The sequence below is a fragment of the Micrococcus luteus NCTC 2665 genome, from assembly GCF_000023205.1.
In the GTDB taxonomy this organism is placed as follows: domain Bacteria; phylum Actinomycetota; class Actinomycetes; order Actinomycetales; family Micrococcaceae; genus Micrococcus; species Micrococcus luteus.
Map to the genome: position 1 here is coordinate 467,364 of NC_012803.1, position 23,710 is coordinate 491,073.

The following is a 23,710-nucleotide window of genomic DNA, read 5'->3' on the forward strand; positions in this document are numbered from 1 at the left end:
GGGCGCCGTCGTGCCTGCGGAGGTGGACCGCTCAGCGGGCGATCATGCCGTGGGGGTCGATGACGAACTTCTCCAGGGAGCCCTGGTCGAACTCCGCGTAGGCCTGGGGTGCCTCGTCCAGGCTGATCACGCGCGGGTTGACCATCTCCGTCAGGTACGGCATCCGGTCCCACAGGATCGACATCATCAGCTGGCGGTTGTAGCGCATGATGGGCGCCTGCCCGCCGATGATGTGGGGCGACTTGATCCAGGCCTTGCCGAAGTCCACCGGGAAGGTGCCCTCCTGCTCGGCCTTCGTCTCCGCGATCGGGTCCGGCCCGTAGATGCCGATGATGCCCGTGGCACCGCCCGGACGGGTGACGTCCAGGACCTGGTTCACGGCGGCGATCGGCTGCATCTCATCGGATGCGGAGCCCAGGCCATGGGCCTCGGAGCCGACGCAGTCCACCGCGCAGTCCACCATCGGCTCGCCGAGGATGTCGTTCACGGCGTCCTGCAGGTTCTCCGTGGTGGAGAGGTCGATGGTCTCGCAGCCGTGCTTGCGCACCAGCTCCAGCCGCGAGGCGTCTTGATCGCCCACGATGATGCACGAGGCGCCCAGCAGCCGAGCGGCGGCCGCGGCGCACCGGCCCACAGGGCCGGCGCCGGCGATGTAGACGGTGGAGCCGGGCTTGGCGCCGGCCGACATGAGACCGTGGAACGCCGTGGGCAGGATGTCCGAGAGCACGGCGAGATCCAGGATCTTCTCCATCGCCTGCTCCTGGTCCGGGAAGCGCAGCAGCTGGAAGTCGGCGTAGGGCACGAACAGGTACTCGGCCTGTCCGCCCTGGAAGTCGCCCAGATTGAAGCCGTAGGCGGCGCACGCCTGCTCCGGGTTGGCGGTCTCACAGACCTCGGTGCGGCCGGCGCGGCAGTTGCGGCAGCGGCCGCAGGCCACGTTGAACGGCACGGAGACGAGGTCGCCCTCCTGCAGGAACTGGACGTCGCTGCCGACCTCCAGCACCTGGCCGGTCATCTCGTGACCCAGCACCATGCCCTCGGGTACGGGGAAGGAGCCGCGGTAGATGTGCAGGTCGCTGCCGCAGATGTTGGTGGCGACGATCTTGAGGATGACGCCGTGCGGGGCGGCGGAGCCGTTGGGCATCTCCAGCTTGGGGAAGTCCAGCTCGTCGACGCGCACGTCCTTGATGCCGTGGAATGCCACGGCGCGGTTCTTGGTGGTCATGAAACCGTTGCCTTTCTGTCTCCAGTGAGGCCCCAGGGGGGCGAGAGACGGGGCGAACCCGAGGGGGGCCCAGTCCCGGGCTGTACGCACACAGTAGGGGGCCGGGAAGATCCCGGCCAAGGGGTGGCCCGCCACCGCACCGCCTGGCCTCGGCCATCGTGCGGGCGTCGGAGGATCACAGGCCCCGGGGTCATCGGCCAGGGGCACTCTCAGACCGCGGCGTCGACGCCGTGGCGGGAGCGCACCCGCCAGGCCTCGAGGACCGCGGGGTCGGTGGGCCGGGTCATCAGGCTGAGGAGGACGTACACGACGGCGGAGGCGGCCAGGCCGACGTAGATCGGCTCGTTCGCGAAGACGCCCTCGAAGGGCTCGGCCGCGTTCAGCTCGAGCCAGCCCATGGTGCCGAGGGTGCCCACCGTCCCGACCACCATGGACCACAGCGCCGCCGTGCCGGTGCCGCGCTTCCACACGAGGCCGCCGACGATCGCGACGAACAGGCCGCCCACGAGGATGTCGTACGCGATGGTCAGGGCCGCCACCACGTCTGGGACGACGATCGCCAGCCCCAGCACGACGGCGCCGAGCAGCAGCACCCAGCCGCGGTTCGAGGCGAGCTCCGCCGCGGTCTCCGGAGCCTCGTCCTCGGAGGCGGCGGCCTCGGAGGCGGCGGCCTCGCCGCGGAGGATCGGGAGGATGTCGGTGCGCATCACGGTCGAGGCCGCGATGATCGCCCCCGAGGCGGTGGACATCATGGCCGCGACGGCGGCCGCCAGTGCCACGCCGCCCACGCCGACGGGCAGCAGGTTCTGGGCGACCCACGCGAACACGTCGTCCGTGGTGGCGATGTCCGCGGTCACCGTGCGCGCGGCCATGCCGATCAGCGCGCCGGCGACGCCGTACACGATGCAGTACAGCCCCGCGGTGGCGCCGCCGATCTGGGCCACGCGCGGGGAGCGGGCCGTGAAGACGCGCTGCCAGACGTCCTGGCCGATCAGCAGGCCGAGGGTGTAGACCACGAAGTAGGTGACGATCGACTGCACGCCGATCCCGTCCCAGCTGAAGAACTCGGCGCCCAGGCGCTCCTGCATGGCTCCCCAGCCGCCGGCGTTGGCCAAGGAGAGGGGGAGCATGAGGGCGAACATGCCGATGGTCATGATGAGGAACTGGGCCATGTCCGCCAGGGTGATGGACCACATGCCGCCGAGCACGGAGTAGGCCAGCACGATGCCGCCGCCCACCAGGACGGACAGCCAGCGGTCCCAGCCGAAGAGCACCACGAAGATCGACGCGTAGGCGCCCGTGGAGGTGGCGGCGAGCATGAGCGTGTAGGCGAGCATCACGAAGGAGGAGGCGTGGGAGGCCCCGCCGCGGCCGTACCGCAGGCGCAGCATCTGCGAGACGGTGTAGATCTTCAGACGGGCCAGGATCGGGGCGAACGCCACCGACAGGATGAGCACGCCGACGCCGATGGCGGCCACGAGCCACGCGCCGGAGAGCCCGAACTCGTACCCCAGGCCGACGCCGCCCACGGTGGCGGCGCCGCCGAGCACGACGGCGGCCATGGTGCCGGTGAACAGCACCGGCCCGAGGCGGCGGCCCGCCACGAGGTAGTCCTCCGAGCTGGCGGCGCGGGTCTTGCCCCACCAGCCGAAGGCGAGCATGCCGACCAGGTAGACGGCGACGATGGTCAGGTTGAGGGTCACGGGTGGTCCTTGGGGCGAGGGGATCCAGGGCGCCGGGATGCGGGGGCGCCGCGAGCGGGACAGGAGAGATCGGCGTGTTGCCGATCACACGATCTGGGTCTACGGTAAACATATGTTGTCCATCGGGCAACATGTCATGCAGGATGACATCGCGACGTCGCACGACGCGAGGAAGGAACGCGATGAAGGCCCTCCCGCTCGAGACCGCGCCGGGCCAGGCGCTGATCGGCCGCCGGCTGCGTGCGCTGCGCGAGGCGCGGCGGCTCACCGTGGCCCAGCTGGCCGAGGCGGCCGGCGTCAGCAAGGGCTTCCTCTCCCGCCTCGAGCGGGACCTGACGAGCCCGTCCGTGAGCACGCTCGTGACCCTGTGCCAGGTGCTCGGTGCGAGCCCGGGCGACGTCCTGGACGCGCCCGAGGTGACGGTCGTGCGCCTCGCCGACGCCCCCGCGGTCAGTCTCGGCGGTGAGGGCATCCGCGAGCGCCTGATCACCCCGCGCGGCAGTCGCGACCTGCAGATCCTGCGCGCTGACATCGCACCGCATGGCCGCGGGGAGGCGGAGCTGTACACCGTGGACTGCCGCGTGGAGGCGGTGCACGTGGTCACCGGCCGCCTCGAGCTGCGGACCACCGAGGCCGTGCACCTGTTGGAGGAGGGGGACACCGTCACCTTCCCCGGCCGCGAGCCCCACTCGTGGGCCAATCCGGACGAGCGCCCCGCCGTCGTGCTGTGGACCCTCGTGGGCCACGCATGACCCCGTGCGGCACGCCCGCACCGCACAGACCAGACAGACCAGACAGAACCGAATCGAACCGAACCGCCCCGAGAGGACATCCCAGATGCTCGAGATCCCCCGCGTCGAGGACAACGGACGCCTCGGCCCCGTGAACTCCGCCCTCGTGCCCCGCTACGGCGGTGCCCCCACCTACGCGCTGCTGTCGCGCCTGGACGAGGCGGCCGCGGCCGGCGTCGCCCCGGAGATCAAGGTGGTCGGCGTGCCGTTCGACGCCGGCGTCTCCTACCGCCCCGGTGCACGCTTCGGGTCCGGCCACGTGCGGCAGTCCTCGCGGCTGCTGCGCCCGTACAACCCGGCCACGGACACCTCGCCCTTCGCACAGGCTCAGGTGGTGGACGCCGGCGACATGGCGGTGAACCCGTTCAACATCGGCGAGGCCATCGAGGCGATCCAGCAGGACGCGATGGACCTCACCGAGGACGGCTCCTCACTCATGACCATCGGCGGCGACCACACCATCGCGCTGCCGCTGCTGCGCGCCGCCTCCGCCCGGGCGGGTGAGCCCGTGGCCCTGCTGCACTTCGACGCCCACCTGGACACGTGGGACACCTACTTCGGCGCCGAGTACACCCACGGCACGCCGTTCCGCCGCGCCGTGGAGGAGGGGATCCTGGACACCGAGGCCATCTCGCATGTGGGCACCCGCGGTCCGCTCTACGGCAAGAAGGACCTCGACGACGACCACCGCATGGGCTTCGGCATCGTCACCTCCTCGGATGTGTTCCGTCAGGGCGTGGACGAGATCGTGGACCAGCTGCGCCAGCGCATCGGGGGCCGGCCGCTCTACATCTCGGTGGACATCGACGTCCTCGACCCCGCGCACGCCCCGGGCACCGGAACCCCCGAGGCCGGCGGCATCACGAGCCGCGAGCTGCTCGAGATCCTGCGTGGGCTGCGCGGGCTGGACATCGTGGGCGCGGACCTGGTGGAGGTGGCCCCGGCCTACGACCACGCCGAGCTGACCGGCGTCGCCGCCTCCCATGTGGCCTATGACCTCATCTCCCTGATGGCCGACCGCCGCGCCACCCGCGCGGCCGCCGGTGAGGAGCCGGGCCGATGACAGACGAGCAGACGACGACGGCGGCCCCGCGGCGCAACGGCGGCGACCTCGCCGTCGAGACGCTCCACGCCCTGGGAGCACGGACGGTCTTCGGCATCCCGGGCCAGCACGCCCTCGGCCTCTTCGACGCCCTGTCCCGCTCCCCGCTGGAGTTCGTCTCGAACCGCGTGGAGAACAACGCCGCCTTCGCCGCGGACGGATACGCCCGGGCCACCGGCGAGGTCGGCGTCCTGTTCCTGTCCACCGGCCCGGGCGCGCTCACCTCGCTGGCCGGCCTGCAGGAGGCCTACGCGACCGGTGTGCCGATGCTGGTGATCGCCTCGCAGATCCCGTTGTCCGGGCTCGGTGCCCGGCGCAAGGGCATGCTGCACCAGCTGGACGACCAGAAGGCCTCGGCCCGCAACGTCACCAAGGCCCAGTTCACGGTGCACCACGCCTCGGGCATCCCCTCCGCCATCCAGGACGCATGGGCCGAGGCCATCACCGTGCCGCAGGGGCCGGTGTGGGTCGAGATCCCGCAGGACGTGCTGCTCGGCGAGGTCATGGTGCCCCCGGTCGAGGACGCCCTGGCCGTGCCCTACGACCACCCGCCGCGCGCCGAGCTCGTGGCCGAGTCCGTGCGCTGGCTGCGCGGGGCCGGGCGGGTGGCGATCGTGGCCGGCGGCGGTGTGCGCCGCTCCGGCCGGGCCGCGATGGCGAGCCTGCGGGAGGTCGCGGAGCTGCTCCAGGCGCCCGTGGTCTGCTCGCCGGGCGGCAACACCGCCTTCCCGTGGGAGCACCCGCTCAGCCTCGGCGGCTGGGTGGAGGACCGCCTCGTCACGGACCTGCTCGAGGACGCGGAGGTGCTGCTCGTGGTGGGCTCCTCGCTCGGCGAGGTCACCTCGAACTACTTCACGCTCGAGCCGCGCGGCCGCCTCATCCAGGTGGACGCGGAGCCGCGTGTGCTGGAGACCAACCACCCCACGCTGGGTGTGCGCGCCGACGCCGGCCAGGCGCTCGACGCCCTCGCCGCGGCGCTGCGCGAGTCGGGCTCGGTGGCGCAGGACGCCGCCGTCTGGCACGGCCGCACCCCGGCCGAGGTGGTCGCCGACGTCAACGCGCGGATCGGCTCCCGGCTCGACGCCCAGGACCTCGGCGTGGAGCGCCGGCTCCTGGCGGACATCCGCGCCGCCGTCCCGTCGACCATGCAGACGTACTGGGACATGACCATCGCCGCCTACTGGGCGTGGAACTGCTGGGACGCGCAGGACGGCGAGTTCCACTCGGCGCAGGGCGCCGGGGGGCTCGGCTACGGGTTCCCGGCCGCGTTCGGCGGCGCGGTGGGCCTGGCCCACCAGGGACGCACCGGGATCGACGGGCGCGTGCTCGCCGTCGCCGGCGACGGCTCGGCGATGTACTCCATCGCCGAGCTCGCGGCCGCCAGGCAGCACGGCGCGGCGGTGACGTGGCTGATCATCGACGACGGCGGGTACGGCATCCTGCGCGAGTACATGGAGGGCGCGTTCGGCAAGGCCACGGCCACCGAGCTCGACCGGCCGGACTTCCAGGCCCTCGCCGCCTCCTTCGGCGTGCCCGCCGAGACGGTGGGAGTGGAGGACGTGCGCGGCGCGCTCGAGCGCTCGTTCCAGGCGGACGGGCCGAACGTCGTCGTGGTGCAGACCCGCCTGGCGATGTGGGCGCCGAGCCACCTGGGGGAGGCCCCGGAGGTCTGAGGCGGCCCGGCGCGGTTCAGCGGGGGCCGCCGGCCTCGAGCGGCTCGTCGTCCTGCCCCGCCCCGGCGGCCCGACGTTCAACACTCGTGCCACGAGCGCGGTGGCGCAAGGCCGCCCGGGGTGGGGTTGGCGTGCACCTGTGGCAACTCGAGTTGCGGGCGGTGCGTGCGCAGCGCGGTGACGAGGTGGACCACGGCCACGGAGCTGTCTCCGTGGCGAAGAAGCCGGACTCGGGCGTCAAGGGAGCCGGGCCGAGGGTCCGCGCGGACCGACCCGGTCACCAGGGACATGGCCCTCCATGTCGACGGCGCCGGGGCAGTTGCGGGCGTCCCGGCCGTGTCAGAAACCTCCCAGAGGACGTCCTGGAACCATCCCGCCGATCTCACGGAAACGTCTGGCGTTCGTTGCCATGCTGGCCTCTCGACGCGGCCCGCCACCCGGCGGGCACCCCACGAGAGGAACTCCATGGCCCCCTGGCTCCCGACCCGCTCCCGCCGTCCCTTCCCCCAGGTCACCGAGGGAGGCGGGGCCCCCGCCGTCACGCCCACCTTCGAGGGCCGGGCCTTCCACCGCCCGGCCGAGGACGTCGAGGACCAGGGCGCCGCCTTCGACGTCGGCACGCTCGTCTCCCGCCGCAACGCGCTGGGCATCTTCGGCGCGGGGGCGGGGGCCCTCGTCCTCGCCGCGTGCGGCGTCCAGGAGGGCGCCTCGTCCTCCTCCAGCTCGACGTCGGCGAGCGCCGGCTCCTCGTCACCCGCGGCCTCCTCGTCGGCGGCGAGCGCCTCGCCGTCCGCCACCCTGACCGAGATGGTCACCGAGACCGCAGGCCCGTACCCGGGCGACGGCTCCAACGGCCCGGACGTGCTCGACGCGTCCGGCATCGAGCGCTCCGACCTGACCACGAGCATCGACACGGGCACCGTCGCCGAGGGTGTCCCGCTCACGGTGACGATGAACGTGATCGACATGACCAACGGCGACGCCGCCATGACCGGCGCCGCCGTGTACCTCTGGCACGCCGACGCGCAGGGCCGCTACTCGATGTACTCGGACGGCATCACGGAGGAGACCTACCTGCGCGGCGTCCAGGTGGTGGGCGACGACGGCACGGTCACCTTCACCACGGTGTGGCCCGGCTGCTACGACGGCCGGTGGCCCCACCTGCACTTCGAGGTGTTCCCGGACAAGGCGTCCATCACGGACGCGACGAACAACGTCCTCACCTCCCAGATCGCCATGCCCGCGGAGCAGTCCTCGCAGGTCTACGCCACCTCGGCCTACGACGGGTCGACGGCGAACCTCGCCCAGGTCAGCCTCGAGACGGACAACGTCTTCTCGGACGGCTATGAGACGCAGCTGCCGCAGATCACGGGCTCCGTGGCGAAGGGCTTCGCCATCATCATCGACGTCCCGATCGACACCACCACCGAGCAGGAGCAGGGCGGGATGGGCGGGCCCGGCGGCGGGCAGCCCCCGGCGGGCGGCGAGGGCGGGCAGCCCCCGGCGCGCCCCTGAGCCTTCCCGGCCCGGTCACCGGCTCAGTCGGTCTGGGACTCGTTGCGCTCGGGGTGCGGGCCGAACACGAAGTGGCGGCCGGACACGCGCTGGACGTCCACGCGGACGTAGAAGTCCTTCAGCGTCGGCACCCACGGCTCGATGCCGAGGGACTCGGCCTCCGCGATCTCAGCCTCCGTGTCCAGGCGTCGCGCGGTGCCGTGCACGAGCACGGACCAGGCCTGGTCGGCCAGGATCCCGTCGGCCTGCACCACGACGCGCGGGTTCACCGTGAGCTCGGCGAGCTTCGAGCCGGGCGCGGTGCGGAAGTAGATGGCGCCGTCGTGGGCCCGCACGTTCACCGGCACGATGTCCGGCCGCCCGTCCACGGCCAGCCCGAGGCGCGCGTGGCGCACGCGGCGCAGCAGTCGCCAGACCTGGTCCTCGTCCAGCACCAGGACGGCCTCGCCGTCCGGGTGCTCGAACATCAGGTGGTCCCCGGGCTCCGCGACGGGATCGGGGCGCTGCATCGACGGGGCGTCGGCGGTGTCGTGGTGCTGCGGGGTCATCGGGGCCTCCTGGCGTGCCGGGACGGGCGCCGTCGGGCGCGGCGCTGAGATCGGGCTCACCCCCACTCTAGACATGGTCGGCCGCCCGCGAGGCGACGATGTCGCCCAGCACCGCTGCCGTCGTCGGCGCCTCGCGGCCCGGGGCGACGGCGAGCGCGAACGGGCACGTGTGGGCGCGCGGGCCGTCGTCGACGAGCCGGCCCGACGACGGCGCGGCCGGGTCCGGCGTGAGCCACCTGCCCCCGGCGCGGCGCAGGATCAGCTGCCCCGCCGCGACGTCCCAGGGCTTGGTGTCCACGTACAGCGCGGCGTCGGCCCAGCCCGCCGCCGTGTGGGCGAGCTCGAGGGCGCCGGAGACGGTGCGGCGCACGGTCGCGTGGGCGGTCACGAGCCGCCCGAAGCGGCGCAGCGCGTCCTCGCCCTCGCGCGCGAGCGCCTCGCCCGCCGGATAGGAGGTCACGAGGTTCTGGGCGCGCTCGCCGCCGGCCGGCGCCGGCCGGGCGACCTCGGCCAGCGGGCGCTCCGGCCCGTCGCCGCGGGTGAGGTAGGCGCCGTCCGCGTCGGCGGAGAACGCCAGCCCGCCCACGGGGTCCAGCACGACGCCGGCCACCACCTCGCCGTCGACCTCCGCGGCCAGGGACACCGAGAACATCGCGAAGCCGTGCGCGAAGTTGGAGGTGCCGTCGATGGGGTCGACGATCCAGGTCAGCCGGGCGGCCTCACCGGTGCCGGCCTGCGCCCCGAGCTCCTCGCCGAGCACGCCGGAGCCGGGGACCGCCGTCGTGAGCGCGGCGACGAGCCGGGCCTCGGTGCGTCGGTCGTGGACGGTGACGAGGTCGTGGTGCGTGGTCTTGGCCTCGGGCCCGGTCGCGGCGGGGGAGCGGAAGGCGGCGGCGAGGTCGCCGACGACCGCGCGGGCGGCGTCGAGGGCGATCGCGCGGAGCTCGGCGGGGCAGGGCAGGGCTGGGCTCATGCCCCGAGCCTAGGCGGGGGTCCGGACACGCCGGACCGCACGCGAGACAATGGGGCCGACCCCCCGAGCAGAGGAGCCGCCATGACCGAGCACCCCCTCCCGACCCCCGACGACGACGCCACCCTCACCGGCCCGCAGACCCCCACGCCCCAGCGCGTGGCCGCCGTGCGTGCGCTGCGCGAGCTGCTCGCCGCCGGCTACGGCACCGAGGCCCGGCCGATCGCCTCCTACGGCGCCCCCGCGCCCGGCACCCTCGGCGGCGTCTACCCGGACTACGACGACCGCGTGTTCCCCGGCCTCGTGGCCGCGCAGGAGCTGGCGGGCATCGACGTCGACTACCTGCGGAACGTGGACCGGGCGAGCGAGGCCGGCATCGCCGAGGCGTCCCTGGCCGACCTCGGCACGCTGTTCACCTACCTGGTGCGCGGCGAGCGGTTCGCGGACGGGCACGTGGCCGCCGCGATCGAGAACGGCAAGGTCGGCCGCATGCTGGACCGCCTGACCGCGCTGGTCCCCGAGATCCGCTGAGAGCGCACGGTGCGGAATACTGGACGCATGCCCGCAGCCTCCGACGCCCCCACGCCCGCGCCCCGGCGCGGCCGCCTGGCCCCTCCCGGTGACCCCACCCCCGTGGAGAACGTCGCCACGCACCTGCAGGAGGGGTGGAACCGCTGGCACCGCGCCCGCGCGCTGCGTGCCGGCAACGTGCCGACGGTCATGGCGTTCACGGGCTACGGCAGCACCAGCTGGGTGCGGATCCTCTCCCGGGTGGTGATCGCCTCCGACGAGGAGTTCATGAACGGCCGTCGGCTGTCGAAGGTGGTGGCGGACGGCATGCGCGGCTGGCGCAACTTCGTGGCCCCGCCCATGGCCTACGCCGAGGTGGAGGTGCAGGTGGGGGACCTGCGCACCACGGTGCGCACGGACCGGATGGGCGTCGTCGACGTCGTGCTGGACGTCGAGCTGGAGCCCGGCTGGCAGACCGCCACCCTCCACGTCGGCGGCCAGGAGGAGCACGCCGTCATGGACCTGTACATCTGCGAGCCGGGCGCGCGGATCGGCCTGGTCTCGGACATCGACGACACCGTGGTGGTCACCTCGCTGCCCCGCCCCCTGCTGGCGGCCTGGAACTCGTTCGTGATCGACGAGCACGCCCGCACGCCCACCCCGGGGATCGCCGTGCTGCTGCGCCGGATCGCCGAGCTCGAGCCGAAGGCCCCCGTGCTGTACCTGTCCACGGGCGCGTGGAACGTGGCGCAGACCCTCACCCGCTTCCTGGGCCGCAACCTCTACCCGCTCGGCGCCCTGCTGCTGACCAGCTGGGGGCCCACGAAGGACCGCTGGTTCCGCTCCGGTCAGGAGCACAAGAGGGTCCAGCTCGAGCGCCTCGCCGAGCAGTTCCCGGACATCCAGTGGATCCTGGTGGGCGACGACGGCCAGCACGACCCCGAGATCTACGCCGAGTTCGCGCAGCGCCACCCCGACCGGGTCAAGGCGATCGTCATCCGGCAGCTGACCCCCTCGCAGGCGGTGCTCGCGGGCGGCCGGGCGGAGGACACCCGCCATTCCACCCCGGGCATCCCGTGGTGCTACGGCCCGGACGGGGCCACGCTGTCCAATCAGCTCGAGGACCTGGGCATCCTGCCCGTCGAGTTCGTGGACGTGCAGCCCGAGGCCTGGCGCGAGGACATCCTCGGTGACGACGAGGCGCCGGCGACCCTCGACGCCCCGGCGCAGCGCGACGGTCGGTCCGCGGACGAGGAGGCCGCCCGATGACCGCCTCGCGCTCCGTCGAGGTCCGCATCCCGCTGCGCTGGGCGGACATGGACGCCTACGGCCACGTGAACAACATCGCCGTGGTGCAGCTGCTGGAGGAGGCCCGCGTGGCGGCCTTCGGCGTGCCCGCGAACACCGGCGCCGGTGGCGGGCAGGCCCCGCCGATCGACCTGCTCGAGGGGGTGGCCCCCGGTGTGCGGACGTTCATCTCCGAGCACACCGTGAAGTACCGGGCCCAGATGCCCTACCGCCCCGTGCCGCTGCGCGTGGTGGTGAGCGTGGACGCCGTGAAGGCCGCCTCGGTGCACGTGGGCTACGCCCTGCACGACGGCGTCGACGACACCCTCTGCGCCACCGCGACGTCCGTCATGGTGTTCGTCGACGGGCAGACGGGCCGCCCCGTGCGCATCAGTCCCGAGCAGCGGGCGGCCCTGGCCGGCTGAGGTGGGCTGAGGTGGCCTGCGGCGGGCTGCGACCGCCCGACAGCCGCCCAGCGACATCACCGCCGTGCAGCACGGCTGCGATGTCGCAGAGCGGAGGTCGAACGCTCGGGCTCGCGGAGGTCGGGACCGGGCCCGTGGGACGGCCGCGGATCAGACCGAGCGGGGGACGCCCGCGGCGGTGAGGATCCGCGCCAGCCGGTCCGGCCGCAGGAGGTCTCCCCACGTCCAATGCGCGCCGGCCCGGGCGACCAGCTGCAGGGCCACCTCCCGTTCCTTCTCCCGGCGGATGCTGGCGCGGCGGGCCGTGTCGTCACCGTCGAAGAACGACAGGTCGTACTTGCCCAGCCCGTCGAACTCCCCGTACACCCGCACCTGCTCCCACCAGAAGTCCGTGCGGGCCACCTCGCGACCGTTCGCATCCCGGTGGCGATGCTGCAGCGCCGTGGGCGGGACGAAACCGAGCTCGTGGAGGATGGCACGGCTGTAGGACTCGCCGGCGGATTCCGCCCGCGCGTCCGCGAAGTGCCAGGCCCGCTCGAATCGGCGGAGGGCGGCCGCGGATCCGAGTCGGCTCTCCGCCTGCCTCGCCCAGCGTGCGGCCTCCTCGGGCCGGGCTCGGACGAGCGCGTCCAGCGGGGCCACGGCGTCGCGGAACGGGGTGGCCCCGCCGAGGACCAGCAGCACCGTGGGCAGCGGATCCGCCAGGACGGTCCCGAGGCTCTGCCCGTCCGACAGGACGGCCTCGACCGGCTGAGGCGCGGCGTGGGCCGCCTCCGGCGGCCCCCACCGGGGTCGGCGGCGCGGCGGGACGGGAAGCCGGCGGTCATGGGCCACCAGGGAGGGGGCGAAGGGACGGCGGGTCATCGGACCGGCGCCGTGATGCCCGGGTGAGGGGGCGCGCAGCTCGAGCGCGGGCGGCTCGACGGCCGGCCCGAGACCGTGCAACCGGGCCGCGGTCAGGCCCGTGAACACCGTCTCGGGGCGGGCGATCGAGAGGGCGACGGCGGACACGACCGTCCTGTCCCACGGACGCAGCGCGGCCCAGTCGCCGACGCTGATGTAGACGCGCGGGCAGAGCCGCACGAGGACCCCGCGGGTCCAGGCGCGTTCGAGACGGCGCCGCGCCGCCCCGTCGTGAGGGTCCGCCGCGCTGAGCAGGGGCCCGCGTCCCGGGAGCAGCGCACGCGAGTGGTCGGAGAGCGGGGTCATGCGGCCCAGTGTCGTGGGCCCGTCCGGGGCGCGAGGGGCCGACCGCGCCGACGGTGGAGGGCACCCGCCGTCGGGGGGCCTGTGCAGGAGTCGGGTGCCCTCGAGCGACCGCCGCCCTGCGACATCACCGCGCGTCAGAACGGCGGTGATGTCGCAGGGCGGCGGAGGATCACGGAAGGGGCAGGGCCGGGACTCAGACCACGCCCTGGGCGATCATCGCGTCGGCGACCTTGATGAACCCGGCGATGTTCGCCCCCGCCACGTAGTTGCCGGGGGTGCCGTACTCCTCGGCGGTCTCCACGCAGCGGTCGTGGATGTCGCGCATGATCTGCTCGAGCCGGTCGTGGGTGTAGTCGAAGTTCCACGAGTCCCGCGAGGCGTTCTGCTGCATCTCCAGCGCCGACGTCGCCACGCCGCCCGCATTGGCGGCCTTGCCCGGGCCGAACAGCGTCCCGGAGTCGACGAACAGGTGGGAGGCCGCCTCGGTGCAGGGCATGTTCGCGCCCTCGGCCACGGCCTTCACCCCGTTCTTCAGCAGGGTTCGCGCGGAGGACTCGTCGAGCTCGTTCTGGGTGGCACACGGCAGGGCCACGGTGCCCTCGACGTCCCAGACGCTGCCGCCGGTCACGTAGCGGGACCGCCCGCCGCGGCGCTCGGCGTACTCGGAGATACGGCCACGCTCGACCTCCTTGATCTGCTTGAGCAGGTCCAGGTCGAGGCCGTCCGGGTCCACGATGTAGCCCGAGGAGTCGGACGCGGTGAGCACGGTGGCCCCGAGCGCGGCGGCCTTCTCCGCGGCGTAGATGGCCACGTTGCCGGAGCCGGAGATCAGCACCTGCTGGCCGTCCATGGATTCGCCGCGCGTGCGCAGCATGGAGTCGACGAACATCACGGCGCCGTAGCCGGTGGCCTCGGTGCGGACCAGCGAGCCGCCCCACGTCAGGCCCTTGCCGGTGAGGGCGCCGGCCTCGAAGCGGTTGGTCAGTCGCTTGTACTGGCCGAACATGTAGCCGATCTCGCGGGCACCCACGCCGATGTCGCCGGCCGGCACGTCCGTGTGCTCACCGATGTGGCGATGCAGCTCCGTCATGAAGGACTGGCAGAACCGCATGATCTCGCGGTCGGACTTGCCGGCGGGGTCGAAGTCCGAGCCGCCCTTGCCGCCGCCGATCGGCATGCCGGTGAGCGAGTTCTTGAAGATCTGCTCGAAGCCCAGGAACTTGACGATCCCGAGGTACACGGAGGGGTGGAAGCGCAGCCCGCCCTTGTACGGGCCGAGCGCCGAGTTGAACTCCACGCGGAACCCGCGGTTGACCTGCACGACGCCGGCGTCGTCGATCCACGGCACGCGGAAGATGATCTGGCGCTCCGGCTCGCAGAGGCGGTGCATGACCCCGGCCTCGACGTACTGGGGGTGGCGCTGCATCACCGGTCCCAGCGCCTCGAACACCTCGGACACCGCCTGGTGGAACTCGGCCTCGACGGGGTTGCGCGCGAACACTTCGTCGCGCAGGGTCTCCAGAGACTCATTCATGGTGTCCTCCTCGGACGTCGGGGTAGAGACGCCCCGCGGTGCCCCCGCCGTGGCGCGCCGCGGTCGGAGGAGGCCGCGGTGCCTGAGACCCATCCTGACAGGGAGCGCGCTCTGTCACCGAAATGAGACGCGGGCCACCCCGGGCCCCGTGCATGGCTCAGCGCGGGCCTTCCACGGTCGCGTCGTTGACGAGGTCGGCCAGGCGGCCGGCGTCCGGCCCCGGGCTCAGCCGAAAACGCGCGCGGCCAGCAGCGCCGGCGCCGTCAGCAGCCGGCGGGCCAGCTCCACGCGGCGGCGCTCCTGCACCGCGATCGCCTTCTCGTAGTAGCCCACGAGCTGCTCGCACAGCACCGGCCACGTCCGGCCCTGCACCGACGCCCACGCCGCGTCGGCGAACGCGGCCCGCTTGACGTCGTCGTACACCAGGTCCGCGACGTGGCGGCGCAGCTCGTCCAGCTCGCCGGGCGGGTAGAGCCAGCCGGTGCGGGAGACGTCCACGATGTCCAGGGGGCCGCCGCGGCCGACGGCGACGACGGGCACGCCCGAGGCCATCGCCTCCTGCAGCGTCTGGCCGAAGGTGTCGGACTCGCCGGGGTGCACGAACAGGTCCAGGCTCGCCACGTGGCGCGCGAGGTCCTCGCCTCCCTGGAAGCCGGCGAAGTGCGCGCCGGGCAGCTGGCGCTCGAGCTGTTCGCGCAGCGGCCCGGAGCCGATGACCACGAGGCGGGTGCCCGGCAGGTCCGAGAGCACCCGCAGGTCCCCGACCTGCTTCTCGTGCGCCAGCCGCCCCACGAAGCCCGCGAGCTTCTCGCCGTTCGGGGCGAGCTCGGCGCGCAGCGCCTCGTCCCGCTTGGCGGGATGGAATCGGCCGGAGTCGACGCCGCGGCCCCACAGGTGCACGCGTCGCACCCCCTGGCGGTGCAGCTGCCGGACGGTGAACGACGACGGCGCGAGCGTCAGCGTGGCCGTGTTGTGCAGGCGCGCCACGTGGCTCCACAGCACGTCCTCCAGCCACGGGGCGCCGTACCGGGCCGCGTAGCCGGGGACCTCGGTCTGGTAGACGGCCACGGAGGGGATGCCGAGCTCCTCGGCCGCCTGCACCGCGCGCCAGCCCAGCACGAAGGGGGAGGCGATGTGCACCACGTCCGGGGCGAAGTCGGCGAGCATGCCGCGCAGCCGGCCCACTGTGCCGGCGGCCACCCGCACGGAGGCGTACCCGGTCAGGGGCACGGAGGGCAGGGTGCGCACGGGGAAGCCCTCGACCTCGCGGGGGGCCTCACCGGCGCCCGCGCGTTGGGTCCACCCGGCGGACCACGAGGCAGCCGGGGCGATCACCATCGCCTCGTCGCCCCGCTCCCGCAGGTGGCGCAGCACCTGGAGGAGGGAGTGGGTGACCCCGTTCATATGGGGCAGGAACGATTCGGCGACCACGACGACACGCACGTGGCCGACGCTAAGGACCCCGGACCACGGCCGGGACACCCTCCGACGACGGCCCGGTGACCCCGCGGTGAACTCTCGGGGCACGTGACGGTCGTCGCACCGGCCCGCGCGGCCCGCCCCCGTCCAGGCGCCGCCCGGAGTCGGGTGGCACCATGGACGGGTGAGTTCCCGCCCCGCTGCGCCCCGTCTGCTGCGCCCCGTCCCCCTGCCGCTGTGGCTGCAGGGGGTGGTCGAGGCGCTCGTCACGGCGATGATCAGCCTGCTCGCGGTCATGGTCCCCACCCTCGCGGTGTGGGCCACGGGCGGGTTCGAGCGGCCGACCATCGAGGGTGCCGTCCAGGTGGGCGGCGTCCTGTGGCTGGCCCTGCACGCGGTGCCCGTCACCGTGGCCACGGCCATGCCCACCGCGCCGGACCACCTCATCACCGGCACGGCGTGGCTCGTGCCGTGGGGCCTGACCCTGGTCCCGCTCGCGCTGTCCTGGCGGGCCGGCCGGCACCTGGCGCGCGCGTCCTACCGGGACCAGGCGTGGCAGGCCCTCGTGGGCGCGGTGGGGGCCTACGCCCTGGTGGGGCTGGCCGTGGCGTTCCTGCCCGGCACGGACGAGCTGACGGTCCACCCCGTCCCGGCGGCGCTGCTGCCCGCCCTGCTCTTCGGCGTCGCCGCCCTCGCGGGGGCGCGGCGCGAGGCCGGCACCTGGGCGCACCTGATCGGCCTGGACCTCACGGAGCGGATCTCGCGGCGGTCGCAATACGAACGCTGGGCCGGCTCGTACGCGTGGTCCGTGGTGCGCGCCGCGGTCATCGCCGTGCTCGCCCTGACGGGCCTGAACGCGCTGCTCGTGGCGGGGCGCCTGGCCGTCGAGTGGACCGCCGTCGTCACCGTGGCCCAGGCGATCGGGGGCGGCCCGCTGGGCGGTCTGCTGCTGGCGCTGCTGCAGATCGGCTGGCTGCCCACGTTCACCGCGTGGTCGATCGCGTGGACGGCGGGCCCGGGGTTCTCCGTGGGCGCGGACAGCCTCTACTCCGTGTTCGGTGCGACGCCGGCCACCGCGCCCGCCCTCCCGGCGCTGGGTGCGCTGCCCGTGACGTGGTCGCCGTGGCAGCTGCTCCTGCTGGCCGTGCCGATCGGCGCCGGCGCCGTGGCCGGCGTGTGGCTGCTGCGGGAGGGGGAGAACCACCTCGACGACTGGCTGCACACCCGCCACGGCAGCCGCGCGGTGTCCCTGACGCTGTCCACGCTGGCCCTGGCCGTGCTCACCGGACTGCTCACGGGGCTGCTGCTGCTCGTGCCGCTGGCCCTCACCTCCGGGACGCTCGGGCTCGGCGCGCTGACGGACATCGGCTCCCACGTCTGGGCGGTGTGCGCCGCCGTCGCCGGGTGGGTCGCGCTGGGCTGCGCGGCCGGCTACCTCACGGCCCTGGCCGTGGCCGGGCACCGGGACAGGACGACGACGGTGCCGCGGTCCGGCGACCGCGCCTCGGGCCCGCGCGACCGGCCGTCCCCCCGCCGGGCGCGGGACTGACGCCCGCGGCTCAGGGCCGCAGCTGGGGCACCCCCGTGCGCTCCTCCACCTGACGGGTGAACTCGTCCGCGCACGCCTGCTGCGCCCGCACGGTGAGCGCGGAGGCGCCGCACTGCTCGAGCTGGACCGTCGCGTCCCACGCGAGCAGCGGCAGCGCCGCCGTCGTCATGCCCACCAGCGCCATCGCCATGCCGGCGGACGCCACCGCGCGGGGCAGCCCCGAGCGCTCGGCGCCGCGGCTCGTGACCCACACGCGCACGCCGAGCACGAGGGCGACCAGCCCCAGCGCGAGGGCGATCAGCTTCCACGGCAGCACGAGGGAGAAGGAGAGCACCATCCCCAGCAGCGCCACGGACTGCCACAGTAGGGCACGACCGGTGCGGACGCGGCCGGGGTCCGGGGCGCCCTGCGGCGGGCGGGGCGGGGAGGAGGGAACGGGGGCGGACACCCCCTCACCCTACGATGGGCGCATGCGCATCGTTGCCCTCGTCTCCGGTTCCGGCACCAACCTGCAGGCCGTCCTCGACGCCGTCGCCTCCGGCGCCCTGGACGTGGAGATCGCCGCGGTGGGCGCCGACGTCGCCGACGCCGGCGGACTCGACCGTGCCCGCGCCCACGGGATCGAGACGTTCGTGGTGTCCCCGACGGACCACGCGGACCGGCGCGCGTGGGACGAGGCGCTCGCGGACGCCGTCGCCGCCTACGCGCCGGACTGGGTGGTGTGCTCCGGGTTCATGCGGATCCTGGGCGCCCCGCTGCTCGAGCGGTTCGACGGCCGCATCCTCAACACCCACCCCGCCCTGCTGCCGTCCTTCCCGGGGGCCCACGGCGTCCGGGACGCGCTGGCGCACGGGGTGAAGGTCACCGGCTGCACCGTGCATGTGGTGGACGCGGGCGTGGACACCGGCCCGATCCTCGCGCAGGCCGCGGTGCCCGTGCTGGACACGGACACCGAGGCCGAGCTGCACGAGCGCATCAAGGTCCAGGAGCGGGCCCTGCTGCTGCGCGTGCTCGGCGAGCTCAGTCGGCGCTGACCTCGAGGGCGCGGCCGCGGGTCTCCGGGGCCAGCGCCAGCATCGCCGCGCAGGCCAGGACCACGAGCCCGCCGGTGACGGCGAACGCCCCCGGCAGCCCGAGGGCGGGGACCAGCGTGCCCACGAAGAGCAGCGGGCCCAGGCCCGCGCCCACCCGCGAGGCCGCCGACGCCCAGCCGAAGCCGGAGGCGCGCAGCGTCGTCGGGTACAGCTCGGAGACGTACGTGTAGAGCACCGGGATCGCGACCTGCACCACGAAGCCGAACGCCAGCACGAGCGGCAGCACCGCGGCGGGCACGTCCAGCACGCTCGCCAGCCAGACGGTCAGGGCGCTCGCGACGACGGCGCTGACGGCCAGCAGCCAGCGGCGGCCGGTGACCTCGATCAGCACGGTGGCCACGACCACGCCGAGCAGGCCGGCCGCGGCCATGCCGGAGGTCATGATGAAGGCGCGGCCCTCCGCGTAGCCGGCGTCGATGAGGAACGTCGGCAGCCACTGCAGCGCGATGTAGTAGACGAGCATGATGGCCACGAACAGGGCCCAGGCGACCGCGGTGATGCGCGGGGAGAACCGCCAGACCGCGGCGAGCTGCGCGCCGACGCCGCCGGAGCGGGCCGGCTCGGCCGGGGGCATCGTGTAGGGCCGGCGGGGCGCGCCGGTGGCCGCCACCATGCGGTCGATGACGGCGCGGGCCTGTGCCTCGCGGCCCCGGCTCATCAGGAACAGCGGGGACTCGGGGATGCCCAGGCGCACGACGAACACGAGCAGGGCCGGCAGGACCATGGCCAGCAGGGGCAGGCGCCAGTCGCCCCACGTGCCCACGAGCCAGGCGGAGACGAGGCCGCACAGCGCGGCGCCGACGGGCCACCAGCCGTCCATCGCGGCCAGGACGCGGCCGCGCAGCCGGCGCGGGGTGAACTCGCCCACGAGCGCGTAGTCCACGGGGATCGTGCCGCCCAGGCCCACACCGGCCACGAAGCGGAACAGCGCGAACCACAGCAGGGAGTCCGTCAGCGCGCCCGCGATCGTGAACACGGAGAAGATCGCGAGCGTCCACGCGAACGCCGCCTTGCGGCCGATGCGGTCCGCGATGGTGCCCCACAGGAACGCGCCCACGGCCATGCCGATGAGGTTGGCGGTGCCGATCCACGCGGCGTCGGCCTTGTCCAGGGCCCACTCCTCGCGCAGCAGCGGGATCATCACGCCGTTGAGCGTGACGTCCCACGCGTCGAACATGAAACCCAGGCCGCCGATCAGGAAGATGCGTCCCTGGACGGACCAGCGCCACGGCAGCTCCTGGACGACGGCCTCGCCGGTGGGCAGGGCGACGACGTCGGGCGCGGGCCCGGGGTGCGCGCCGTCAGCGCTGGGGCGGGGCGGGGTGGCGGAGGACATGGTCGGCTCCCGTTCGTCGGGTGGAGTGGGGGCGGTCCGTCACGCGGACGCCTGGGCCATTATGCGGCCCGGCCTATGCTGGAGGACGCACCCGGACCCCCTCGAAGGAGCGCCCCCTCGTGATCTCTGCCCAGCCCACCACCACCGTCCTGGACACGGTGCCCCTGAAGCGGGCCCTGATCTCCGTGTACGACAAGACCGGCCTCGAGGAGCTCGCCACCGGGCTCCACGCCGCGGGCGTGCAGATCGTCTCGACCGGCTCCACCGCCCAGCGCATCGCCGCCGCCGGCGTGCCCGTCACCGAGGTCGCCGAGGTCACCGGGTTCCAGGAGTGCCTGGACGGCCGCGTGAAGACGCTGCACCCGCGCGTGCACGCGGGCATCCTGGCGGACCGTCGTCGCGAGGACCACGTGACCCAGCTGCGCGAGCTCGAGGTGGAGCCGTTCGACCTCGTCGTCGTGAACCTCTACCCGTTCGTGGACACCGTGAACTCGGGCGCCGCGGAGGACGCCGTCGTCGAGCAGATCGACATCGGCGGGCCGTCCATGGTGCGCGCGGCCGCGAAGAACCATGCATCCGTGGCGATCGTCGTGGACCCGGCCCGCTACGGCGAGGTCGTCCAGGCCGCGCAGTCCGGCGGCTTCGACCTGCGCGCCCGCCAGCGCCTGGCCGCCCTGGCCTTCGCCCACACCGCGGCGTACGACAACGCCGTGGCTGCCTGGACCGCCGCCCACTTCGGCGAGGACATCCACGCCGACGAGATCCCCGTGTTCCCGCCCTACGCCGGCTTCTCCCTCGAGCGCGCGCAGATCCTGCGCTACGGCGAGAACCCGCACCAGCCCGCGGCGCTGTACCTGGACTCCTCGGCGGCCCCCGGCATCGCGCAGGCCGAGCTGCTGCACGGCAAGCCGATGAGCTACAACAACTACGTGGACGCCGACGCCGCGGTGCGCGCCGCCTTCGACCACCCGGTCCCGGCCGTGGCGATCGTCAAGCACGCCAACCCGTGCGGCGTGGCCGTCACGGACGCGGGCACGGACATCGCGCAGGCGCACGCCAAGGCCCACGCGTGCGACCCGGTCTCCGCGTTCGGCGGCGTGATCGCGGCCAACCGCCCCGTCACCGACGCCATGGCCGCCCAGGTGAAGGACGTGTTCACGGAGGTCGTCGTGGCCCCGGCGTTCGAGCCCGAGGCCCTGGAGATCCTCTCCGCCAAGAAGAACCTGCGCCTGCTGAGCCTGCCCGAGGGCTTCCTGCGGGACGCCGTGGAGGCCAAGCAGGTCTCCGGCGGCATGCTGCTGCAGATCGCGGACGCGGTGGACGCGGACGGCGACGACCCGGCCACCTGGACCCTCGCCGCCGGCCCGGCCGCCGACGAGGCCGTCCTGGCCGACCTGGCCTTCGCGTGGCGCGCCGTGCGCGCGGCCAAGTCCAACGCCGTGCTGCTGGCCCACGACGGCGCCACGGTCGGCGTGGGCATGGGCCAGGTCAACCGCCTCGACTCCTGCCGCCTGGCCGTCGAGCGCGCCAACACCCTGGGCGCGGCGCAGACCGGCGGGCAGGACGTGAACAGCGCCGGCGGCGCGGAGAACGTCTCCGGGGAGGGCGCCCCCGAGCGGGCCCGCGGGTCCGTGGCCGCCTCGGACGCGTTCTTCCCGTTCGCGGACGGGCTGCAGATCCTCATCGACGCCGGCGTGAAGGCCGTCGTCCAGCCGGGCGGCTCCGTCCGGGATGAGGAGGTCGTGGCCGCGGCCGAGGCCGCCGGCGTGACCCTGTACCTGACCGGGGCGCGCCACTTCTTCCACGGCTGAGCGCGGCGCGCCGCTGCCGGACGGGGGCCCGGACCGGGCCCCGTGACCCCCAGGAGGTGACGAGGCGATGACCCGCCGCGAGGTCGAGAGCGTCGAGGACCGCATCCGCGAGCACCTGCGCAGGGACGACCTCGACAGCGCGGTCGAGCTGCTGCGCGCGCTGTCTCCGGGCGACGCGCTCGAACTGCTCGACCGCTCCGAGCCGCGCATGGTCCCCGTGCTGTTCCGGCTCCTGGACAAGTCGACGGCGGTCCACGTCTTCGCGGCGATGGAGACGGGCCAGCAGTCCGACCTGGTGCGCCAGCTCCAGGACGGTCAGGTCCAGGACCTCTTCGCCGAGCTGCGGGTCTCGGGCCAGGCCCGGCTGCTCGACGAGATGCCGGCCACCGTGGCCCGGAAGATGCTCGCCGGGCTCGACGCCGAGGCGCGCGGCGAGGTCGGTCGGCTCCTGGGCTACCCGGCGGACTCGGTGGGCCGCCGGCTGCGCATGGCGCCGGTGCGTCTGCGCGAGGACTGGACCGTGGCCGTGGCCCTGCAGAACCTCCGGGACCACGGCGGCCGGGAGCAGGCCGCCATCGTCTCCGTGCCGGTGGTGAGCCCGCAGGCGCGCCTGACCGGCGTCGTGGACGTCTCCGTCCTGGTCACGCAGCCGCTCGACGCGCGGGTCTCGGAGATCATGCGGGAACCGGTGTCCGCGGTCGCCACCGAGGACGCCGAGGAGGTGGCCCGGCTCTGTGCGGACCGCCGCCTGTGGACGGTCCCCGTGACGGATTCGGAGGGGCGCCTGATCGGCGTGTTCACCGTGGCCGACGCCCTCGAGGTCCTCGACGAGGAGTCGACGGAGGACGCGGCGCGCGCCGGTGGTGTGGAGCCCCTCGGCCGGCCCTATCTGGCGACCTCCGTGCTGGCGCTGATGCGCTCGCGCATCACGTGGCTGCTCGTGCTCGCGATCGGCGCCACCCTCACCGTGCAGGTGCTCGGCGTCTTCGAGGACACGCTCGAGGAGATGGTGGTCCTCTCCCTGTTCATCCCGCTGATCATCGGCACCGGCGGCAACACGGGCAACCAGGCGGCCACCACGGTCACCCGGGCGCTCGCCCTCGACGACGTCCGGCCCCGCGATGCGCCGCGCGTGATGTTCCGCGAGCTGCGCGTCGGCATGGCCCTGGGCGGGTGCATCGGCCTGCTGGGCCTCGTGATCGCCGGGCTCGTGTTCTCGTGGCCCGTCGGTCTCGTGATCGGGGCGACTTTGTTCACCGTGTGCTCCTTCGCCGCCACCGTCGGCGGTCTCATGCCGTTGGCGGCCCGCACGATCGGCGCCGACCCCGCCGTGTTCTCGAACCCGTTCATCTCGACGCTCGTGGACGCCCTCGGCCTGGTCGTCTACTTCTTCATCGCCCAGGCCGTGCTCGGCATCTGAGCCGGCCACGACCCACGACGCCCTGCCTACACTGGCCGCATGATGCACGACGGGCCCTGGGGTGGCATGGGCGGCATGATGGGTGAACTCATGGTCGGCAGCGGCTGGCTGGCGCTGCTGGCGTGCCTCGTGCTCGGGGGCTTCGCGCGCGTCCCTCTGCGCGCGGCCGGCGAGCGACGGGCCGAGGGGCAGCCGTGGGCCGTCCCCGGGGCGGTCGGCTTCGGGCTGCTCGCCGTGGCGGTCGTGGTGGCCCTGGCCGCGTGGGGCACGTTCTTCGGGTTCATGGGGATCGCCTTCGCCGCGGTCACCGCCCTCGGCGCCTGGCAGTCGTTCACCGAGGGGGAGCGGCGACGCCGGCGCGAGGCCGAGCAGGTGCGGCATGCGGCCCGCCTCGGCGAGGCGTTCCGGGGCGGGCCCGCCGGACCGGCCGTGCCGCCGTCGTCGGAGGGCGCCCCCTCCGACCCGACGCCCCCCTGGTACCCGAGCGACCCCTCCCGGCCCGGCGAGGGCACCGGCGAGGGCACCGGCGACGGCCGGGGGCGCTGACGCCGAGCCACACACGGTGTGGCGCGTCCGAGACGCCGGGTAG

General features: G+C 74.0%; 21 protein-coding genes. 12 read left to right on the forward strand and 9 right to left on the reverse strand.

The window, feature by feature from the left end; genetic code table 11:
* Window positions 1-31 precede the first annotated feature (31 nt).
* Both MLUT_RS13710 and MLUT_RS13715 read right to left on the reverse strand, forming a co-directional pair.
* A complete protein-coding gene (locus MLUT_RS13710; protein ID WP_010079397.1) occupies window positions 32-1,225 on the reverse strand; it encodes an alcohol dehydrogenase catalytic domain-containing protein in 1,194 nt (397 codons plus the stop codon).
* 209 nt (window positions 1,226-1,434) lie between these two features.
* A complete protein-coding gene (locus MLUT_RS13715; protein WP_010079396.1) occupies window positions 1,435-2,928 on the reverse strand; it encodes a sodium:solute symporter family protein in 1,494 nt (497 codons plus the stop codon).
* A 182-nt stretch (window positions 2,929-3,110) separates the two neighbouring features.
* Between MLUT_RS13715 and MLUT_RS13720 the strand changes: the two genes are divergently transcribed.
* The 4 genes from MLUT_RS13720 to MLUT_RS13735 all read left to right on the forward strand — a co-directional run bounded on the left by MLUT_RS13720 (window position 3,111) and on the right by MLUT_RS13735 (window position 8,009).
* Window positions 3,111-3,680 carry an XRE family transcriptional regulator gene (locus MLUT_RS13720; RefSeq protein WP_010079395.1) on the forward strand — a complete coding sequence of 190 codons (570 nt, stop codon included), beginning with the start codon at window positions 3,111-3,113 and terminating at the stop codon, window positions 3,678-3,680.
* 85 nt (window positions 3,681-3,765) lie between these two features.
* On the forward strand, window positions 3,766-4,782 hold the full coding sequence (speB, locus tag MLUT_RS13725; protein ID WP_010079394.1) for an agmatinase: 1,017 nt from the start codon (window positions 3,766-3,768) through the stop codon (window positions 4,780-4,782).
* Window positions 4,779-6,494, forward strand: a complete 1,716-nt coding sequence (locus tag MLUT_RS13730) for a thiamine pyrophosphate-binding protein (protein ID WP_010079393.1) — start codon at window positions 4,779-4,781, stop codon at window positions 6,492-6,494. Before speB ends, MLUT_RS13730 begins: the two co-directional genes overlap by 4 nt.
* 465 nt (window positions 6,495-6,959) lie before the next feature.
* Window positions 6,960-8,009 (forward strand): dioxygenase family protein, encoded by a 1,050-nt coding sequence (locus MLUT_RS13735; protein WP_010079392.1) that lies wholly within the window; start codon window positions 6,960-6,962, stop codon window positions 8,007-8,009.
* A 23-nt stretch (window positions 8,010-8,032) separates the two neighbouring features.
* Here the strand turns inward: MLUT_RS13735 and MLUT_RS13740 are convergent, their stop codons facing one another.
* Window positions 8,033-8,557 (reverse strand): pyridoxamine 5'-phosphate oxidase family protein, encoded by a 525-nt coding sequence (locus tag MLUT_RS13740; protein WP_010079391.1) that lies wholly within the window; start codon window positions 8,555-8,557, stop codon window positions 8,033-8,035.
* Window positions 8,558-8,624: 67 nt separating this feature from the next.
* A complete protein-coding gene (locus tag MLUT_RS13745; RefSeq protein ID WP_010079390.1) occupies window positions 8,625-9,530 on the reverse strand; it encodes an inositol monophosphatase family protein in 906 nt (301 codons plus the stop codon).
* 81 nt (window positions 9,531-9,611) lie between these two features.
* On the opposite strand from MLUT_RS13745, the gene MLUT_RS13750 reads away from it, so the two are divergent.
* The 3 genes from MLUT_RS13750 to MLUT_RS13760 are packed head-to-tail and all read left to right on the forward strand — an operon-like array spanning window position 9,612 to window position 11,749.
* Complete coding sequence (locus MLUT_RS13750) at window positions 9,612-10,058, forward strand: DUF6508 domain-containing protein (protein WP_010079389.1); 447 nt, start codon at window positions 9,612-9,614, stop codon at window positions 10,056-10,058.
* A 27-nt stretch (window positions 10,059-10,085) separates the two neighbouring features.
* Window positions 10,086-11,306, forward strand: coding sequence for an App1 family protein phosphatidate phosphatase (locus MLUT_RS13755; RefSeq protein WP_010079388.1), 1,221 nt, complete (start codon window positions 10,086-10,088; stop codon window positions 11,304-11,306).
* On the forward strand, window positions 11,303-11,749 hold the full coding sequence (locus MLUT_RS13760) for an acyl-CoA thioesterase (protein ID WP_002853740.1): 447 nt from the start codon (window positions 11,303-11,305) through the stop codon (window positions 11,747-11,749). Before MLUT_RS13755 ends, MLUT_RS13760 begins: the two co-directional genes overlap by 4 nt.
* A gap of 150 nt (window positions 11,750-11,899) precedes the next feature.
* On the opposite strand, the gene MLUT_RS13765 is transcribed toward MLUT_RS13760, so the two are convergent.
* From MLUT_RS13765 to MLUT_RS13775, 3 genes are all read right to left on the reverse strand, one after another.
* A complete protein-coding gene (locus MLUT_RS13765) occupies window positions 11,900-12,958 on the reverse strand; it encodes a hypothetical protein (protein ID WP_010079387.1) in 1,059 nt (352 codons plus the stop codon).
* Between the two features lie 193 nt (window positions 12,959-13,151).
* The gene (gene gdhA, locus MLUT_RS13770) at window positions 13,152-14,492 is read right to left on the reverse strand and encodes an NADP-specific glutamate dehydrogenase (RefSeq protein WP_010079386.1); all 1,341 of its coding nucleotides are present in this window, start codon (window positions 14,490-14,492) and stop codon (window positions 13,152-13,154) included.
* 225 nt (window positions 14,493-14,717) lie between these two features.
* Window positions 14,718-15,935, reverse strand: a complete 1,218-nt coding sequence (locus MLUT_RS13775; RefSeq protein ID WP_010079385.1) for a glycosyltransferase family 4 protein — start codon at window positions 15,933-15,935, stop codon at window positions 14,718-14,720.
* Window positions 15,936-16,095: 160 nt separating this feature from the next.
* On the opposite strand from MLUT_RS13775, the gene MLUT_RS13780 reads away from it, so the two are divergent.
* Window positions 16,096-17,460, forward strand: a complete 1,365-nt coding sequence (locus MLUT_RS13780; RefSeq protein WP_029248251.1) for a cell division protein PerM — start codon at window positions 16,096-16,098, stop codon at window positions 17,458-17,460.
* A gap of 10 nt (window positions 17,461-17,470) precedes the next feature.
* Here the strand turns inward: MLUT_RS13780 and MLUT_RS13785 are convergent, their stop codons facing one another.
* The gene (locus MLUT_RS13785) at window positions 17,471-17,908 is read right to left on the reverse strand and encodes a hypothetical protein (protein WP_002853717.1); all 438 of its coding nucleotides are present in this window, start codon (window positions 17,906-17,908) and stop codon (window positions 17,471-17,473) included.
* 22 nt (window positions 17,909-17,930) lie between these two features.
* On the opposite strand from MLUT_RS13785, the gene purN reads away from it, so the two are divergent.
* Complete coding sequence (purN, locus tag MLUT_RS13790; RefSeq protein WP_010079383.1) at window positions 17,931-18,494, forward strand: phosphoribosylglycinamide formyltransferase; 564 nt, start codon at window positions 17,931-17,933, stop codon at window positions 18,492-18,494.
* Here purN and MLUT_RS13795 read toward each other — a convergent pair.
* Window positions 18,481-19,890 carry an MFS transporter gene (locus MLUT_RS13795; RefSeq protein WP_010079382.1) on the reverse strand — a complete coding sequence of 470 codons (1,410 nt, stop codon included), beginning with the start codon at window positions 19,888-19,890 and terminating at the stop codon, window positions 18,481-18,483. The genes purN and MLUT_RS13795 overlap by 14 nt on opposite strands.
* Window positions 19,891-20,009: 119 nt before the next feature.
* Here MLUT_RS13795 and purH point away from each other — a divergent pair, with 119 nt between their 5' ends.
* The 3 genes from purH (at window position 20,010) to MLUT_RS13810 (ending at window position 23,667) form a co-directional block, all read left to right on the forward strand.
* On the forward strand, window positions 20,010-21,701 hold the full coding sequence (purH, locus tag MLUT_RS13800; RefSeq protein WP_010079381.1) for a bifunctional phosphoribosylaminoimidazolecarboxamide formyltransferase/IMP cyclohydrolase: 1,692 nt from the start codon (window positions 20,010-20,012) through the stop codon (window positions 21,699-21,701).
* A gap of 67 nt (window positions 21,702-21,768) precedes the next feature.
* Window positions 21,769-23,121: a magnesium transporter gene (gene mgtE / locus MLUT_RS13805; protein WP_010079380.1), complete on the forward strand. Its 1,353-nt coding sequence runs from the start codon at window positions 21,769-21,771 to the stop codon at window positions 23,119-23,121.
* A gap of 39 nt (window positions 23,122-23,160) precedes the next feature.
* Complete coding sequence (locus MLUT_RS13810) at window positions 23,161-23,667, forward strand: hypothetical protein (protein ID WP_012750751.1); 507 nt, start codon at window positions 23,161-23,163, stop codon at window positions 23,665-23,667.
* Window positions 23,668-23,710: the final 43 nt, after the last annotated feature.

Coding starts and splice junctions, on each gene's coding strand:
- MLUT_RS13735 (WP_010079392.1), top strand. CDS start 6,960: ATGGCCCCCTGGCTCCCGACCCGCTCCCGCCGTCCCTTCCCCCAGGTC.
- MLUT_RS13760 (WP_002853740.1), top strand. CDS start 11,303: ATGACCGCCTCGCGCTCCGTCGAGGTCCGCATCCCGCTGCGCTGGGCG.
- MLUT_RS13810 (WP_012750751.1), top strand. CDS start 23,161: ATGATGCACGACGGGCCCTGGGGTGGCATGGGCGGCATGATGGGTGAA.
- gdhA (WP_010079386.1), bottom strand. CDS start 14,492: ATGAATGAGTCTCTGGAGACCCTGCGCGACGAAGTGTTCGCGCGCAAC.
- MLUT_RS13765 (WP_010079387.1), bottom strand. CDS start 12,958: ATGACCCCGCTCTCCGACCACTCGCGTGCGCTGCTCCCGGGACGCGGG.
- MLUT_RS13750 (WP_010079389.1), top strand. CDS start 9,612: ATGACCGAGCACCCCCTCCCGACCCCCGACGACGACGCCACCCTCACC.
- MLUT_RS13720 (WP_010079395.1), top strand. CDS start 3,111: ATGAAGGCCCTCCCGCTCGAGACCGCGCCGGGCCAGGCGCTGATCGGC.
- MLUT_RS13710 (WP_010079397.1), bottom strand. CDS start 1,225: ATGACCACCAAGAACCGCGCCGTGGCATTCCACGGCATCAAGGACGTG.
- MLUT_RS13745 (WP_010079390.1), bottom strand. CDS start 9,530: ATGAGCCCAGCCCTGCCCTGCCCCGCCGAGCTCCGCGCGATCGCCCTC.
- MLUT_RS13730 (WP_010079393.1), top strand. CDS start 4,779: ATGACAGACGAGCAGACGACGACGGCGGCCCCGCGGCGCAACGGCGGC.
- MLUT_RS13755 (WP_010079388.1), top strand. CDS start 10,086: ATGCCCGCAGCCTCCGACGCCCCCACGCCCGCGCCCCGGCGCGGCCGC.
- MLUT_RS13795 (WP_010079382.1), bottom strand. CDS start 19,890: ATGTCCTCCGCCACCCCGCCCCGCCCCAGCGCTGACGGCGCGCACCCC.
- MLUT_RS13740 (WP_010079391.1), bottom strand. CDS start 8,557: ATGACCCCGCAGCACCACGACACCGCCGACGCCCCGTCGATGCAGCGC.
- purN (WP_010079383.1), top strand. CDS start 17,931: ATGCGCATCGTTGCCCTCGTCTCCGGTTCCGGCACCAACCTGCAGGCC.
- speB (WP_010079394.1), top strand. CDS start 3,766: ATGCTCGAGATCCCCCGCGTCGAGGACAACGGACGCCTCGGCCCCGTG.
- mgtE (WP_010079380.1), top strand. CDS start 21,769: ATGACCCGCCGCGAGGTCGAGAGCGTCGAGGACCGCATCCGCGAGCAC.